General features: G+C 68.1%; 11 protein-coding genes and 1 tRNA gene. 9 read left to right on the forward strand and 3 right to left on the reverse strand.

Annotation, left to right across the window (positions count from 1 at the left end; all coding sequences use genetic code 11):
• Positions 1-14 precede the first annotated feature (14 nt).
• Complete coding sequence (locus tag GPA22_RS11280; RefSeq protein WP_169256169.1) at positions 15-785, reverse strand: sulfite exporter TauE/SafE family protein; 771 nt, start codon at positions 783-785, stop codon at positions 15-17.
• Positions 785-1,489 (reverse strand): haloacid dehalogenase type II, encoded by a 705-nt coding sequence (locus tag GPA22_RS11285; RefSeq protein WP_169256170.1) that lies wholly within the window; start codon positions 1,487-1,489, stop codon positions 785-787. Before GPA22_RS11285 ends, GPA22_RS11280 begins: the two co-directional genes overlap by 1 nt.
• Before the next feature lie 177 nt (positions 1,490-1,666).
• Here GPA22_RS11285 and GPA22_RS11290 point away from each other — a divergent pair, with 177 nt between their 5' ends.
• From GPA22_RS11290 to GPA22_RS11330, 9 genes are all read left to right on the forward strand, one after another.
• Positions 1,667-2,584: a LysR family transcriptional regulator gene (locus GPA22_RS11290; RefSeq protein WP_169256171.1), complete on the forward strand. Its 918-nt coding sequence runs from the start codon at positions 1,667-1,669 to the stop codon at positions 2,582-2,584.
• A gap of 79 nt (positions 2,585-2,663) precedes the next feature.
• Positions 2,664-2,739 (forward strand) — tRNA-Thr (locus GPA22_RS11295).
• Positions 2,740-2,904: 165 nt separating this feature from the next.
• Positions 2,905-3,330 carry a cupin domain-containing protein gene (locus GPA22_RS11300; RefSeq protein ID WP_169256172.1) on the forward strand — a complete coding sequence of 142 codons (426 nt, stop codon included), beginning with the start codon at positions 2,905-2,907 and terminating at the stop codon, positions 3,328-3,330.
• Positions 3,331-3,643: 313 nt separating this feature from the next.
• Positions 3,644-5,068, forward strand: a complete 1,425-nt coding sequence (locus GPA22_RS11305; RefSeq protein ID WP_169256173.1) for a circularly permuted type 2 ATP-grasp protein — start codon at positions 3,644-3,646, stop codon at positions 5,066-5,068.
• 51 nt (positions 5,069-5,119) lie between these two features.
• Positions 5,120-6,097: an alpha-E domain-containing protein gene (locus tag GPA22_RS11310; protein WP_169256174.1), complete on the forward strand. Its 978-nt coding sequence runs from the start codon at positions 5,120-5,122 to the stop codon at positions 6,095-6,097.
• A 50-nt stretch (positions 6,098-6,147) separates the two neighbouring features.
• A complete protein-coding gene (locus GPA22_RS11315) occupies positions 6,148-6,876 on the forward strand; it encodes a proteasome-type protease (RefSeq protein WP_169256175.1) in 729 nt (242 codons plus the stop codon).
• Positions 6,877-6,931: 55 nt separating this feature from the next.
• Positions 6,932-10,288, forward strand: coding sequence for a transglutaminase family protein (locus GPA22_RS11320; protein WP_169256176.1), 3,357 nt, complete (start codon positions 6,932-6,934; stop codon positions 10,286-10,288).
• Positions 10,289-10,297: 9 nt separating this feature from the next.
• Positions 10,298-12,925: a circularly permuted type 2 ATP-grasp protein gene (locus GPA22_RS11325; RefSeq protein WP_169256177.1), complete on the forward strand. Its 2,628-nt coding sequence runs from the start codon at positions 10,298-10,300 to the stop codon at positions 12,923-12,925.
• Between the two features lie 2 nt (positions 12,926-12,927).
• Positions 12,928-13,824: a transglutaminase family protein gene (locus tag GPA22_RS11330; protein ID WP_211169074.1), complete on the forward strand. Its 897-nt coding sequence runs from the start codon at positions 12,928-12,930 to the stop codon at positions 13,822-13,824.
• A 110-nt stretch (positions 13,825-13,934) separates the two neighbouring features.
• Here the strand turns inward: GPA22_RS11330 and GPA22_RS11335 are convergent, their stop codons facing one another.
• Positions 13,935-14,882, reverse strand: coding sequence for a hypothetical protein (locus GPA22_RS11335; RefSeq protein WP_169256178.1), 948 nt, complete (start codon positions 14,880-14,882; stop codon positions 13,935-13,937).
• Position 14,883 lies beyond the last annotated feature (1 nt).

The following is a 14,883-nucleotide window of genomic DNA, read 5'->3' on the forward strand; positions in this document are numbered from 1 at the left end:
CCTCGCTCTCTAGGTCAGAGTGTCTTAAGAAAATAGTAGGTGGTGAGGATGCTGCCCACCCCGATGATGAAACGGCGCAACCACGCGGCCGGGACCTTGCGGGCACCGACCGCCCCCCAGTAGCCGCCAATGGCGGCGGTGACGATCATGACCAGCGTGTGCGGCCAGCTGACCGCGCCGGCGACGACGAAAGTGACGACGGCGACGCTGTAGATGATCGCGGACAGCCAGTTCTTGAGTGCGTTGATGTCGTGGATGTCGCGGTGGCCCTGGATCGCGAGCGCGGCGATCATCACGATGCCCATGCCCGCACCGAAGAAGCCGCCGTAGATCGACACGCCGAGCTGGAACAGCAGGCCGCCTGCGCTGCCGTGCGACGGACCGTCGGCGGGGCGCTGGCGCAGCCGCGCGAGGAGTGCGGAGATCCGTCCGCTGGCGGCGAACATCACGGTCGCGGTCAGGAGCAGCCACGGGATCAGCTGCGAGAAGGTGTCGTCCCCGGTGGAGAGCAGCAGCACGCCGCCCGCCATGCCGCCGACGAGCGCGACCAGCGACAGCGCGGCGAGGCCCGTGCGGAAGCGTGCGAGCTCGCGGCGGTAGGCCCAGGCGCCGGACAGGCTCGCGGGCCACAGTGCGACCGCGTTGCTCGCGTTGGCGACCACCGGCGGCACGCCGATCGTGAGCAGGGCCGGGAAGGAGAAGAAGGTGCCGCCGCCGGCGACCGAATTCATCGCGCCTGCCATCGTGGCCGCCAGTCCGACGAGGAGGATTTCGCCGGCGGTCATCAGCGGGAGGCCGGCGCGCAGCGCGACTGCACGAATTCGACGATGTCGGTGAGGCGCTGGCCGACGGCGGTGGGTGTCACGCCGAGCTCTTCCTGCGGCAGCTGGGCGCGGTTGATCCAGAACGTCGTATAGCCGAACCAGGTCGCGCCGGCCGCATCCCAGCCGTTCGAGGAGACGAAGAGGATTTCCTTCGCCGGCACGCCGAAGGCGTCGGGGCCGAGCTGGTACGCAGCGTCGGACGTCTTGTACTGGCGCACCGCGTCCACCGACAGGACGTGGTCGAAGAGCCCGGTCATGCCCGCGCTCTTGATCGCGACATCGAGCATCTGCAGCGTGCCGTTCGACAGCACCGCCATCGGGATGCCGAGCGCGCGCAGCGCCCGCAGCGCGCCGAGGTTTTCGGGGAAGGGCGACAGGCAGGCGTACTGGTTCATCAGCTGGCGGCGCTGCGAGTCGTTCATCGCCAGCCCCAGCCTCTTTGCCGCAAACGCCAAGCCGTCCCCGGTGATTTCGAAAAAAGGCTTGTAGCGGCCGGACAGCGTGTGGATGAAGGAATACTCGATCTGCTTCAGGCGCCACAGCGCGGTCAGCGCCTCGCCCTTGCCCGGAAAGAGCTGCTCCGCGAGCGCGCCCACCGAGTACACGTCGAACAGCGTGCCGAAGGCGTCGAAGGCGACTGCGCGGATGCGCTCGGAGGGTTTCATGTGGAATCCTGGTGTTGAAATTCGCGCCTTGCGTGGCCGGCATTGCTGCCGGCCACGTGGACGTCTGCACTTTCGGGTAGCGTCTCCTCCACCCTTCGTTGAGGATGAAGTGTATTGAACTCTTGTATAAGACTGAATACCCTGTACGGTCAATTTATCTTTTACTAAAAGTACAAAATGGACGCGTTCAAGCAGGTCGAAACCTTCGTTGGCGTCGCGACCAGGGGTAGCCTGTCGGCCGCTGCCCGGGCGGAGGGGGTCACGCCGGCCGTGATCGGGCGCCGCCTCGATGCGCTCGAACAGCGGCTGGGCGTGAAGCTGCTGACGCGCACGACGCGCAGCATCTCGCTCACCTTCGAAGGCGCGGCCTTCCTCGAGGATTGCCAGCGCATCCTCAACGATCTCGCGAACGCCGAGGCCTCGGTGAGCCTCGGCGGGGTCAAGGCGAGCGGCCATATCCGCGTGTCCGCGCCGGCGGGTTTCGGGCGGCTGCATGTCGCGCCGCTGCTGCGCGAATTCCTGGAGATGAATGCGGATGTGTCGTGCACGCTGGATCTCACCGACCGCGTCGTGGATCTGGTCAACGAGGGCATCGACTGCGCGATCCGCATCGGCGAGTTGTCCGATTCCAGCCTCGTGTCGATCCGGCTGGCCGACAACCGGCGCGTGGTGGTCGCGAGTCCGGCCTATCTGGCCCGCCACGGCTCGCCCGAGGCGCCGCCGGATCTCGCCGCCCACAACTGCCTGTCGCTGGGCCAGCAGCGCGGCTGGTTGTTCTGCGACGAGAAGGGGGAGACGCTCACGGTGAAGGTCAGCGGGCGGCTCGAATGCAACGACGGCGCGGTGCTGCACCAGTGTGCACTGGCCGGCGACGGACTCGCCTGGCGCTCGCTGTGGGAAGTCGACGCCGACCTGCGCGCCGGGCGCCTCGTGACCGTGCTCGACGAGTTTGCCGCGCCGACGATGGGGATCTACGCGGTGTTCCCGCAGCGCAAGCGGCTCGCGCTGCGGGTGCGGCTCTTCATCGACCACCTGAAGAACCATTACGGGCGTCCCGATTACTGGGTTTCGTCGCCGCCGTCGATCGTCGAGTGAGCGGCGGTGGGGATTTGCGATCATCCGGAGACAGGTACTTGTACGATCAAAAATCGTGCGGTATATTCTCGCCTCTTTCGCTGGTGTAGCTCAGTTGGTAGAGCAACTGATTCGTAATCAGTAGGTCGGGGGTTCGATTCCTCTCACCAGCACCAAACATGGCAGGGGCTTGCAGCGATGCAAGCCCCTGTTGCTTTTGGGGCGCCCCGTCCGCATCGTCGGCGGGGCGTTCTCGACAGCGCCGGTTCCGCGGACTACCCTGAACAGGGTGCGATGCCTGCGACGCATTCGCGCCGCGCCGTCGCTCGCAGGAAGTGCGCATGTCGAACCCGAACCCGATTCCTTCCCGGACCGTGGTGGCCGTTCGTCCCGATCGCGAAATCGCCACGCGGCAGCGACTGCCTTACTTCGTCGGCATCTCGGGCGAAACGGCCGGCAGCCGCGGCCTGTCGATGCACATGGTCGTCATTCCCCCCGGAGGCGTCGCCGCGCCGCATCGTCATCGCGGCTACGAGACCGCGATCTACGTGCTGGAGGGGAGCGTCGAGACGCGCTACGGGCCGGGGCTGCGCGAGCGGGTGGTGACCGGGGCCGGGGAGTTCCTCTTCATTCCGCCGGATGTCCCGCATCAGGCTTTCAATCTCAGCGACAGCGCGCCGGCACGTGCGATTGTTGCGCGCAACGATCCGGCCGAGCAGGAGAATGTCGTTGCATACGATCCCGCCGAAGACGACGGTGAGCCTTGAGTTGTCCGCGCCCGGGCCCTGCTTGGTGCGGGGCGAATCCGGGGCCGCAGAGTGCACGATTTTTTCCTAGGATGAAGTTTATTGCTCCTTGTCCCACGGTGCCCCGCGCAGTGGTGTGAGGCGGGCCGGGGGACGCTTTCCGGTGCATCGCATCGCTGTTGCACATCGAAAGGCGCGGGAGCGCGCACCGGCTTGGTGCCTGTTTATGCGGAAATCGTGCGGATGACATGAATTTGCGTATCTTCCCTGGAGAGGCGCGCCGTGGCACGGTCTTCGCCGATGTTCGGTCAATTGCATCTGGAATCGAGGCATCATGACGACGCTGTCTTTCGACGAAATGCACGACGCGGATGCGAAGACGCGCGCGCACTACGCTCCGTTCGAGGCGTGGGCGCGCGGGCTGTCGCCGGACGTGATGGCGCGCAAGCGGGCCGAGGCCGATCTTGCGTTCCGCCGCCTGGGCATCACTTTCGCGGTGTATGGCGAGGAGGCGGGCACCGAGCGGCTGATCCCCTTCGACACCATCCCGCGCATCATCCCCAATGCGGAATGGAAGACGCTGCGCGCCGGCCTGAAGCAGCGCGTGAAGGCGCTGAACATGTTCCTGGACGACATCTATAACGACCAGGACATCCTGCGCGCGGGCCGCATCCCCGCCGACGAGGTGCTCGACAACGCGCAGTTCCGCCCGGAGATGAAGGGCTTCAAGGTGCCGAACGGCATCTACGCGCATATCGCGGGCGTGGATGTCGTGCGCGCGGGGGCGGGGGAGTTCTACGTGCTGGAGGACAATCTGCGCGTGCCGTCGGGCGTGTCCTACATGCTCGAGAACCGCAAGATGATGATGCGGCTCTTCCCGGAGCTGTTCGCGCAGCAGAAGATCGCGCCGGTCGAGCACTACCCGGACCTGCTGCTGGAGACGCTGCGCGCGGTGGCGCCGGCCGGCGTGGAGGATCCGACGGTGGTCGTGATGACGCCGGGGGCGTTCAACTCCGCCTACTTCGAGCATTCCTTCCTCGCGCAGCAGATGGGGGTCGAACTGGTGGAGGGGCGCGACCTTTTCATCGATCACGATGCCGTATACATGCGCACGACGCGCGGGCCGAGGCGCGTGGACGTGATCTATCGCCGCATCGATGACGATTTCCTCGATCCGCGCGCTTTCCGTCCCGATTCGCTGCTGGGCGTGCCCGGCCTGCTGAAGGCTTACCGCGCGGGGCGGGTGACGCTGTGCAACGCGATCGGCACCGGCGTCGCGGACGACAAGTCCATCTACCCCTATGTCGGCGAGATGGTGCGCTTCTACCTCGGTGAGGAGCCGATCCTCAACAACGTGCCGACCTACCGCTGCCGCGAGAAGGACAAGCTGCGCCATGTGCTGGAGCACCTGTCCGAGCTGGTGGTCAAGGAGGTGCATGGCGCGGGCGGCTACGGGATGCTGGTGGGGCCGGCTGCGACGAAGGCCGAGATCGAGCGGTTCCGCGCGGTGTTGAGCGCGCACCCGGAGAAGTACATCGCGCAGCCGACGCTCGCCTTGTCGACCTGCCCGACCTACGTCGAGAGCGGCATCGCGCCGCGCCACATCGACTTGCGGCCTTTCGTGCTCTCGGGCAAGGAGGTGTCGCTGGTGTCCGGCGGGCTCACGCGCGTTGCGCTGCGGGAGGGCTCGCTGGTGGTCAATTCCTCGCAGGGGGGCGGGACCAAGGACACGTGGGTGCTGGAGAACGGCCATGCGTGAGCGGCTCCGTCCCCGCCTCCCGACCACGCCCGTCGCGCCGGAGTCCGGATCATGCTGAGCCGCACGGCCGATCATCTCTACTGGATGGCCCGTTATTCCGAACGCGCCGAGAATCTCGCGCGTCTGCTCGATGTGACCTACCAGATGTCGCTCGTCCCGCATGACGCCGAGACCGAGCGCAGCAACTGGAACGCCATCATCGCGCTGAACAGCCTCCAATTTGCGTACGCGAAACGGCACGATGAGGTCACGGCGACGAAAGTGCTGCACTTCATGGTGCGCGACGAGACGCAGCCGTCGTCGATCTACAATTGCCTGCGCGCGGCGCGCGAGAATGCCCGCGCGGTGCGCGGCACGCTGACGGCGGAGATGTGGGAGACGATCAACGAGACCTGGCTGCAACTGCGCGACCAGAGCTTCGACGCGATCTGCCTCGGAGGGATCGCGGCCTTCTTCGACTGGGTGAAGCAGCGCGCCTCGCTGCTGCGCGGGGCGATGTTCGGCACGATGCTGCGCGACGAGGCCTTCCAGTTCATCCACCTGGGGGCCCTGCTCGAGCGCGCCGACAACACCGCGCGCATCCTCGACGTGAAGTACCACAGTCTCGCCGGCGTGCAGCACGGCGAGGCGGACGATCTCGGCGAAGCCAGCGATTTCTACCACTGGGGCGCGTTGCTGCGCTCGGTGTCGGCGTTCGAGGTGTATCGCAAGGTCTATCGCGACGTGATCACGCCCGAGCGCGTCGCGGAACTGCTGATCCTGCGCGAGGACCTGCCGCGGGCGCTGCATTCGTGCATGGAGGGGATCGTCCGGATCCTCGGCAAGGTGCGCAACAGCCGCTCCGACGAGACCGTGCGCCGCGCCGGCCAGCTCTATGCGGCGCTGCGCTACGCCCGCATGGACGACATCTTCGCGCGCGGGCTGCACGCGTGGCTGGACGATTTCATCGATGCGATCGGCGACCTGAGCGCGCGCATCAGCGACGACTTCCTCGTCGGCGGCGAGCCGGGCGAGCCAACCCTCCCTTGATCCGCCGCGGTCGGCACCTGCCGCCCGTGGCCCCTTAGCGAGCGAATGCCATGACCTATTGTGTCGCGATGTGCCTCGAAAAGGGGCTGGTCTTCCTCTCCGACTCGCGTACCAACGCGGGGGTCGATCACATCAACACCTTCCGCAAGATGCACGTCTGGCAGCGGCCGGGCGAGCGTGTCGTCGTGATGCTGACGTCGGGCAACCTGTCGGTGAGCCAGTCGATCGTGAACATCGTCAGCGAGCGCCTGGCGCTCACCGATTCGGCCAACCTCTTCAACGCGCCGAACATGTTCGAGGTCGCACGCCACGTCGGCGATGTCGTGCGCGAGGTGCACCGGCGCGATGCCGAGGCGCTGCGCGACTTCGGCGTCGAGTTCAACGCCTCGCTGATCGTCGGCGGGCAGATCTACGGCGAGACGCCGCGCCTCTTCAACATCTATGCCGCGGGCAACTTCATCGAGGCCACCGAGGACACCCCCTACATCCAGATCGGCGAATCGAAGTACGGCAAACCGATCATCGACCGCGTGCTGCGCTACGGCTCCGCGCTTTCCGACGCGGCCAAGTGCGCGCTGGTGTCGATGGATTCGACGATCCGCTCAAACCTGTCGGTGGGCCTGCCGCTCGACCTGTGCGTGGTCGAGCGCGACGCGCTCTCCGTGAAGTCCCACCTGTCGATCGACCAGGATCACGCGTACTACATGCAGATCCGCGGCCAGTGGGGCGAGCGGCTGCGCGACGCGTTCGCCGAACTGCCCAACCCCGACTGGCTGTGAGCGTGCCGCATCGCAGCGGCTCGCCCGGTGCCCCGACAATCCGCGGAGATCCAGCGTGTCGATCCACGTCGCCCTGAACCACGTCACCCATTATCAGTACGACCGGCCGGTCCGGCTCGGGCCGCAAGTCGTGCGCCTTCGACCGTGCCCGCACAGCCGCACGCGCATCCTGTCGTATGCGCTGAAGGTGCTGCCGGCCAAGCACTTCATCAACTGGCAGCAGGATCCGCAGGGCAACTACCTCGCGCGCCTCGTGTTCCCGGAGCCGACGCGGGAATTCCGCGTCGAGGTCGATCTCGTGGCCGAGATGGCGGTGCTGAATCCGTTCGACTTCTTCCTCGAACCGGAGGCCGATCATTTCCCGTTCGCGTACAGCGAGGCGCAGCGCGTCGAGCTCGCGCCCTACCTGCACCGCATGAGCATCGGCAAGGGGCTGGGGGAACGCTTCGCCGCTTACCTGGAGGCGATCCCGCGCGGCAGGCGCCGCACCATCGACTTTCTCGTCGACCTGAACGCGAAGCTGCAGCAGGACGTCGGCTACGTGATCCGCCTCCAACCCGGCGTGCAGACGCCCGAGGAGACGCTGGCGCTCGGCAGCGGTTCCTGCCGCGACACCGCCTGGCTGCTCGCGCAGCTGCTGCGTCACCTGGGGCTGGCGGCGCGCTTCGTGTCCGGCTACCTGATCCAGCTCGCCGCCGACGTGAAGTCGCTCGACGGCCCGAGCGGCCCCGAGGCGGACTTCACCGACCTCCACGCGTGGTGCGAGGTCTATCTGCCGGGCGCGGGCTGGATCGGCCTCGATCCGACCTCGGGCCTCCTGGCCGGCGAAGGCCACATCCCGCTCGCATGCAGCCCCGAGCCCTCGTCGGCGGCGCCGATCAGCGGCCTCGTCGACGACTGCGAATGCGATTTCGCGCACGCGATGAAGGTCGAGCGCATCCGGGAGGCGCCGCGCGTCACCAAGCCTTACACGGACGCGCAGTGGGCACGCATCGAGGCGCTCGGCCACGAGATCGACGCGCAGCTCGCGGCGCACGACGTGCGTCTGACGATGGGGGGCGAGCCGACCTTCGTGGCGATCGACGATCCCGATGACGACGAGTGGAACACCACGGCGCTGGGGCCCACCAAGCGCCTGTTCGCCGCGGCGTTGTATCACCGCCTGCGCGAGAAATACGGCGCCCGGGGCCTGATGCACTTCGGCCAAGGGAAGTGGTATCCCGGCGAGCAGCTGCCACGCTGGTCGCTGAACGCCTTCTGGCGCCGCGACGGCGAGCCGATGTGGCGCGATGCCGCGCTCTACGCCGACGAGCGCAATCCTGCCGGGGCCGACGCCGCGGCTGCGAACCGCTTCCTCGCGGGTGTCGCCGGGCGGCTCGCGCTCGATCCGGAACACGTGTTCGATGCTTTCGAGGACGTCTTCTACTACCTGTGGCGCGAACACCGCCTGCCGGCCAACGTCGATCCCTTCGACGCGCGGCTCGACGATCCGCTGGAGCGCGAGCGCCTGATGCGGGTGTTCGCGCACGGCCTGCCGAACGCCGTCGGCGCCGTGCTGCCGATCGCGCGCGACCCGGCCGGGCAGTGGGTCTCCGGGCCGTGGTTCCTGCGCGCCGAGCGCTGCTACCTGACCCCGGGCGATTCGCCGATGGGCTACCGCCTGCCGCTCGATTCGCAGCCCTGGGTCAGCCGGCGGGATTATCCCTACCTGCACCAGCCCGATCCGTCGCAGGCCTTCCCGCCGCTCGCGACGCATGCGCAGCTGCGCCACCAGCTGCGCGAGCAGTCGGCGCGCGCCCGTGCCGACGAGGCGAGAGCCCGCGAGGCGGCCGCTGCCGCGCGCGTCCCCGCCAGGCACGAATCCGCCGCGTGGATCACGCGCACCGCGATGTGCGCGCAGCCGCGCGAAGGCACGCTGTACATCTTCATGCCGCCCACCGAGGCGCTCGAAGACTATCTCACGATCGTCACCGCGGTCGAGGACACCGCCGCGGCGCTCGGCCAGCCGGTCATCCTCGAAGGCTACGCGCCGCCGTCCGATCCGCGCCTGGCGCATTTCAGCATCACCCCCGACCCCGGCGTGATCGAGGTCAACATCCACCCGGCCGCGAAGTGGGACGAGCTCGTCGACCGCACCACCTTCCTCTACGAGGCCGCGCGCGAGTCCCGCCTGTCGACCGAGAAGTTCATGCTCGACGGTCGCCACAGCGGCACCGGCGGCGGCAACCATTTCGTGCTCGGCGGCGCGACCCCCGCCGACTCGCCCTTCCTGCGCCGCCCCGACCTGCTCCGGAGCCTGATCGGCTACTGGCACAACCACCCCTCGCTGTCCTATCTCTTCTCCGGCCTCTTCATCGGCCCGACCTCGCAGGCGCCGCGCATCGACGAGGCGCGCAACGACTCGGTCCACGAGATCGAGATCGCCTTCCGCGAGATGGAGCGGCAGATCGGTAGTCACGAGCAATGCCCGCCCTGGCTCGTCGACCGCCTGCTGCGCAACCTGCTCATCGACGTCAGCGGCAACACCCATCGCGCCGAGTTCTGCATCGACAAGCTGTACTCGCCCGACGGCCCGGCCGGCCGCCACGGCCTGCTCGAACTGCGCGCCTTCGAGATGCCGCCGCACGCGCGCATGTCGCTCACGCAGCAGCTCCTGCTGCGCGGGCTGGTCGCGCGCTTCTGGCAACAGCCGTACAACCCGGAGCGCCTCGTGCGTTGGGGCACCGAGCTGCACGACCGCTACATGCTGCCGCACTTCGTCGAACAGGATTTCGCCGACGTCATCGCCGAGATGAACGCCTTCGGCCTGCCGATCCGCGAGGAATGGTTCGCGCCGCATTTCGAGTTCCGCTTTCCCAAGGTCGGCGACTTCGCTGTGCGCGGCATCGAGGTCGAACTGCGCCACGCGCTCGAGCCCTGGCACGTGATGGGGGAGGAGGGCGCCGCCGGCGCCACCGTGCGCTATGTCGACTCCTCGCTCGAGCGCCTGCAGGTCAAGGTGAGCGGCATGGCACCGGACCGCTACGTGCTGGCGGTCAACGGCGCAGCGCTGCCGCTGCAGCCCACCGGCACGGTCGGCGAGGCGGTCGCCGGGGTGCGTTACCGCGCGTGGCAGCCGGCGTCCTGCCTGCATCCGACCATCGGTGTCGACGCGCCGCTGGTGTTCGACCTCGTCGACACCTGGATGCAGCGCTCGCTCGGCGGCGCCCAGTACCACGCCGCCCACCCCGGCGGACGCCATTACGAGACTTTTCCGGTGAACGCCTTCGAGGCCGAATCGCGCCGCCTCGCGCGCTTCTTCCGCATGGGTCATACGCCCGGCGGTCGTCCTTCACGGATCGACACCGCGCAGCGCAACGCCGAATTCCCCTTCACGCTAGACTTGAGAGGATCAAGCAAAGCCAGGCCCTGACCTTCCGCGATGCCGCACAAGCTGCTCTCCCTCTACGTCCGCCCGACCGGCCGCTACGATGAAATGCTGGCGGGCGCGGAGCAATTGCGGCCGCACTGGCGATCGCTGTTCGAGGCCCTCGACGCTTCGACGCCCGACCAGATGCGCGCGCGCCAGGCTTTCGTCACCGAGCGCATCCGCGAGAACGGCACCACCTACAACGTCTATGCCGATCCCCACGGGGCCGACCGGCCGTGGACGCTCGATCCGCTGCCCTTCATCCTGCCGGCCGACGAATGGACGCACATCGAGGCCGCCGTCGCGCAGCGCGCCGATCTCCTCGACCGGGTGCTCGCCGACCTCTACGGGCCGCAGCACCTGATCCGCAGCGGCGCGCTGCCCGCCGCGCTGGTGTACGGCCACAACGGCTTCCTGTGGCCCTGCCAGGGCACGCAACCGCCGTCCGGCCATTTCCTGCACGTCTATGCCGCCGACCTCGCACGCTCGCCGGACGGCCGCTGGTGGGTGATCGCCGACCGCACGCAGGGGCCCTCGGGCGCCGGCTACGCGCTCGAAAACCGGCTGATCGTCTCGCGGCTGTTTCCGGAGCTTTTCCGCGACCTGCGCGTGCATCACCTCGCGGACTTCTTCCGCCACGTGCAGGACAGCCTCGCGCGCTGGGCCCCCGTCGACCGCGGCGAGGCCCCCTTCATCGTGCTGCTCACGCCCGGCCCCTACAACGAGACCTACTTCGAACACTCCTACCTCGCCCGCTACCTCGGCTTCCCGCTGGTCGAAGGCCAGGACCTCACCGTGCGCGGCGACGCCGTGTATCTCAAGACGCTGGGCGGACTCCGGCGCGTGCATGTGATCCTGCGCCGGCTCGACGACGACTACGCCGATCCGCTCGAACTGCGCGGCGAATCCTCCCTCGGCGTGCCGGGCCTCGTCGAGGCGGCGCGCGCCGGCCGCGTGCTGGTCGCCAACGCGCTGGGCAGCGGCGTGCTGGAATCCGCGGGCCTGCTCGCCTTCCTGCCCAAGCTCGCCGAACGCCTCCTCGGCGAACCGCTCGCGATGCCGGCCGTCGCCAGCTGGTGGTGCGGCGAAGCGCCGGCGCTCGACTACGTCGTCGAACATCTCGCCGAACTCGTCATCAAGCCCGCCTATCCCTCGCAGCGCATGCAACCGGTGTTCGGGCGCGACCTCGACGCCCGCGGGCGTGCGCACTGGACCGAACGCCTGCGCCATCGCCCGCACGCCTACATCGGCCAGGAACTGGTGCAGCTGTCGCAGGCGCCGGCGATGCCCTACGCAGGCAGCTCCACGCTCGAGCGCCGCCTCGTTGCACGCGCCATCGGGGTGCGCGTCTATGCGGTCGTCACGCCCGAAGGCTGGCGCGTGATGCCCGGCGGACTCACGCGCGTCTCGGGCAGCGGCGACGTGGACATCCTGTCGATGCAGCGCGGCGGCTCATCGAAGGACACCTGGGTCCTGTCCGAAGCGCCGGTCAGCCAGTTCAGCCTGCTCAAGGGCGCACTCGGTGCCGGCGACATCGTGCGTGCCGGCCCCGAGATCGCCAGCCGTAGCGCCGAGAACCTGTTCTGGCTCGGCCGCTACGGCGAACGCGTCGAAAACAGCGCCCGCCTGCTGCGCTTCGCGTGCGACCGCCTGAACGAGGAAGGCGAGTCGGCGTCCGCTGCGGCTCGGTCCGGCGCTACGGCGCTCGGTGCAGCAGCGGGTGACCTCTTCGACGAACCCGGTGTCCTCGCCACCGCCGTCGGCTACTGCGAACGCTTCGGCCTGCTGCCGCCCGAGGAAGACCGGTCCGTGGCACGTCGCCTCGTCGAAGGGGCGCTCGACGAAAACGCCCCCGGCAGCCTGGCCGCCACCCTGCGCCGCGCCGTCTGGGCCGCCACCCAGGTGCGCGATCGTCTGTCCATCGACCACTGGCACTCCCTCAACCGCCTGCACGACATCCTGCGCCGGCAGCGCCTCGACGGCGGCGCGCCGTCCGACATCGCGACGCTGCTGTCGACGCTGGACCGCGTCCTGCTCGCGTGCGTCTCGCTGTCGGGCTTCGCGATGGACGAGATGATGCGCGACAGCGGCTGGCGCTTCCTGATCCTCGGTCGCCGCATCGAGCGCCTGCAGTGCCGCAGCCGCATCGTCGCGCATTTCCTCGAAGCCTGCGGCGGCCAGCCGGCCGGCGTCGATGCGCTGCTGGAACTGGCCGACTGCGCCGAAGCCTATCGCCAGCGCTATCTCCGCACTCCCGACGTCCTGCCGACGCTCGACCTCGTCGTATTCGACACCGACAATCCGCACGCCGTCGCCTTCCAGACCGACATGCTGCTGCGCTATCTCGAATCGCTGCAGCGCGACCTCGCCGCATCCGGGGCGGCAGAGGGGGAGGCCGACTACGGCATCTCCGCTTTCCGCGATGCCGTTGGCACGCTGAACGCGTTTTCCCTGCACGAGCTGGAACTCGCGCTGCCGGACGGGACGGCGGCGATGCAGCGCTGCGCCAACTGCGCCGGGTGCAGCGAGCTCGCACGAATCCTGCACATCGTCCACGACGGCTCGGCCACCCTGTCCAACCGCATCGCCGAGCGCTTCTTCACCCACGTCCGCCCCGCCGCGCGCATCCTCTCCGCCTGAACATGCGCTACCACGTCCTGCACACCACCGAGTACCACTATTCGCAGCCGGTGCAGACCGCGCGGCATCTCCTGCACCTCGTTCCGCGCCCCGTGCCCTGGCAAATGCTCGAGCGCCAGGCACTGCGCATCGACCCCGAACCGACGACGCGTGCGCACGGCATCGACATGTTCGGCAACCCGGCTGACCGCATCGAATTCGCGGCCTCGCACGACCACCTGCACGTCGAAAGCGAGCAGACGCTCACGCTCGCTCCACGCCCGTGGCTCGCCACGCCGATCGACGGTCCTGCCTGGGAGAAGGTGCGCGACGCCCTCGACTATCGCGCGACCGCGCTCGGGGAGGCGATCGCGGGTGCTCAGCACATGCGCTTCGAATCACCCGGCGTGCGCGTCAAACGCGAACTCGAAGACTACGCCGCCCCTTCGTTCGTCGCCGGCCGCCCGGTAATCGACGCCGCCCGCGACCTCATGCGCCGCATCCACACCGAGTTCCGCTACGATCCCGAAGCCACCCGGGTCGGTACCTCCGTCCTCGAAGTGCTGGAAATGAAGCGCGGTGTCTGCCAGGACTTCGCCCACCTGATGATCGGCTGCCTGCGCTCGCTCGGCCTCGCCGCGCGCTACGTCTCCGGCTACCTGCGCACCGACCCCCCGCCCGGTCAGCCAAGGCTGACAGGCTCCGACGCCTCACACGCCTGGGTCGCCCTGTTCGTCCCCGAACTCGGCTGGATCGAACTCGATCCGACAAACGATTGCCTGGCCGACGAAAACCATCTGGTTCTCGCCTGGGGGCGCGATTTCGGCGACGTCTCGCCCATCCGCGGGGTGATCCAGGGTGGCGGCGAGCATACCCTGAAGGTGGGCGTCACAGTGACCCCCGTTGAACTCGGTAAGTGATTCGAGCCCACAGTCCCGCGCAGCCTGTGAGGTACCGGACCGCCTCCGATAAGGCGAGCGGTTCAAGAGGAGGGCGGCGGTGCTCGCCAGCAAAAGCGTCGCGCATGCGATCAGAGCCGGGGCGCGGATTGATCCGGTGACCACTGCCAGAAGGTGTCACCATAATCGCCGCCGAGCGTAGGCATGATCTCGTCCTGCCTGAAGTAGCGCCGGCTGTCGGCCTTGGCCGGCGTGAACCACCAGCCGGCCTCGGGGCAGGGCTGGCCGGCGGGGACGTTGGGGCGACGGCACTCGCCCGCGTCGATCGATGCTTCGTCACCGGGCACGCCCCCGCCGCTGTCCGCCACGCGCTCGACCAGCGTCCACACGGTGTCGACCTCGTCGATGTTCTGCGTGGTCTTGGGGTCGTAGCCGACCGAGGCGGACGTTGCATGAGGGCCGGCGTAGAAGAACTGGGCGCAACTGTCATCGGCGTCGGGCAGATAGATGCCAGTGACCTTGACCGGTTCGTCGGTCGCGACGCGGATCGCAGGATTGAGTCGGTAGATCGGCCAAGTCGGCGGGGCATCCAGCGGGCCGCGACTATCTGCGTCGTAGCGGGTGGAAAGGTCACTACTGTTCCAACCGACAAATGCGGTAAATTCGATGTTGCTCGCATAGCGGCTGGCCAAAACTCCGGCTTCATCGAATCGCGTCGCGTAAGGTTCCGGCATCCAGTCGCAAGGATAGTCCCGGATTTGGCCCGCGAAGGTGGTATTAACGTTGCCCGCGATCTCGATGGCAGACGGGTCGCCGTGCAGCAGGTCGCGATAGGCCTCTTCCACCATCTGGAGCGTGTCGCGGAAGTTCGGCAGCACGACGTCGCCCCAGGTGATGTCGGGCTGTTGCCAGCGCGGGCGGCTGCGGTAGTCCGGCGGCAGGGTGCGCATGACTTCGGCCAGCGCATCCTCGGCGGCCTGCACCGTATCGGCGAAGGCGTCGCGCAGCTTCTTAAAGTAGTCCGCGCTGCTGTAGCGTTCGAGCAGGTAGATTTCCTGCGGGATCAGGGGAGTGGCCATG

Origin of the sequence: Aromatoleum toluvorans, assembly GCF_012910905.1 — a bacterium.
Classification (GTDB): domain Bacteria; phylum Pseudomonadota; class Gammaproteobacteria; order Burkholderiales; family Rhodocyclaceae; genus Aromatoleum; species Aromatoleum toluvorans.

Bases quoted from the DNA above. Each gene is read 5' to 3' on its own strand.
- GPA22_RS11280 (WP_169256169.1), bottom strand. From the start codon at position 785: ATGACCGCCGGCGAAATCCTCCTCGTCGGACTGGCGGCCACGATGGCA.
- GPA22_RS11285 (WP_169256170.1), bottom strand. From the start codon at position 1,489: ATGAAACCCTCCGAGCGCATCCGCGCAGTCGCCTTCGACGCCTTCGGC.
- GPA22_RS11290 (WP_169256171.1), top strand. From the start codon at position 1,667: ATGGACGCGTTCAAGCAGGTCGAAACCTTCGTTGGCGTCGCGACCAGG.
- GPA22_RS11300 (WP_169256172.1), top strand. From the start codon at position 2,905: ATGTCGAACCCGAACCCGATTCCTTCCCGGACCGTGGTGGCCGTTCGT.
- GPA22_RS11305 (WP_169256173.1), top strand. From the start codon at position 3,644: ATGACGACGCTGTCTTTCGACGAAATGCACGACGCGGATGCGAAGACG.
- GPA22_RS11310 (WP_169256174.1), top strand. From the start codon at position 5,120: ATGCTGAGCCGCACGGCCGATCATCTCTACTGGATGGCCCGTTATTCC.
- GPA22_RS11315 (WP_169256175.1), top strand. From the start codon at position 6,148: ATGACCTATTGTGTCGCGATGTGCCTCGAAAAGGGGCTGGTCTTCCTC.
- GPA22_RS11325 (WP_169256177.1), top strand. From the start codon at position 10,298: ATGCCGCACAAGCTGCTCTCCCTCTACGTCCGCCCGACCGGCCGCTAC.
- GPA22_RS11330 (WP_211169074.1), top strand. From the start codon at position 12,928: ATGCGCTACCACGTCCTGCACACCACCGAGTACCACTATTCGCAGCCG.
- GPA22_RS11335 (WP_169256178.1), bottom strand. From the start codon at position 14,882: ATGGCCACTCCCCTGATCCCGCAGGAAATCTACCTGCTCGAACGCTAC.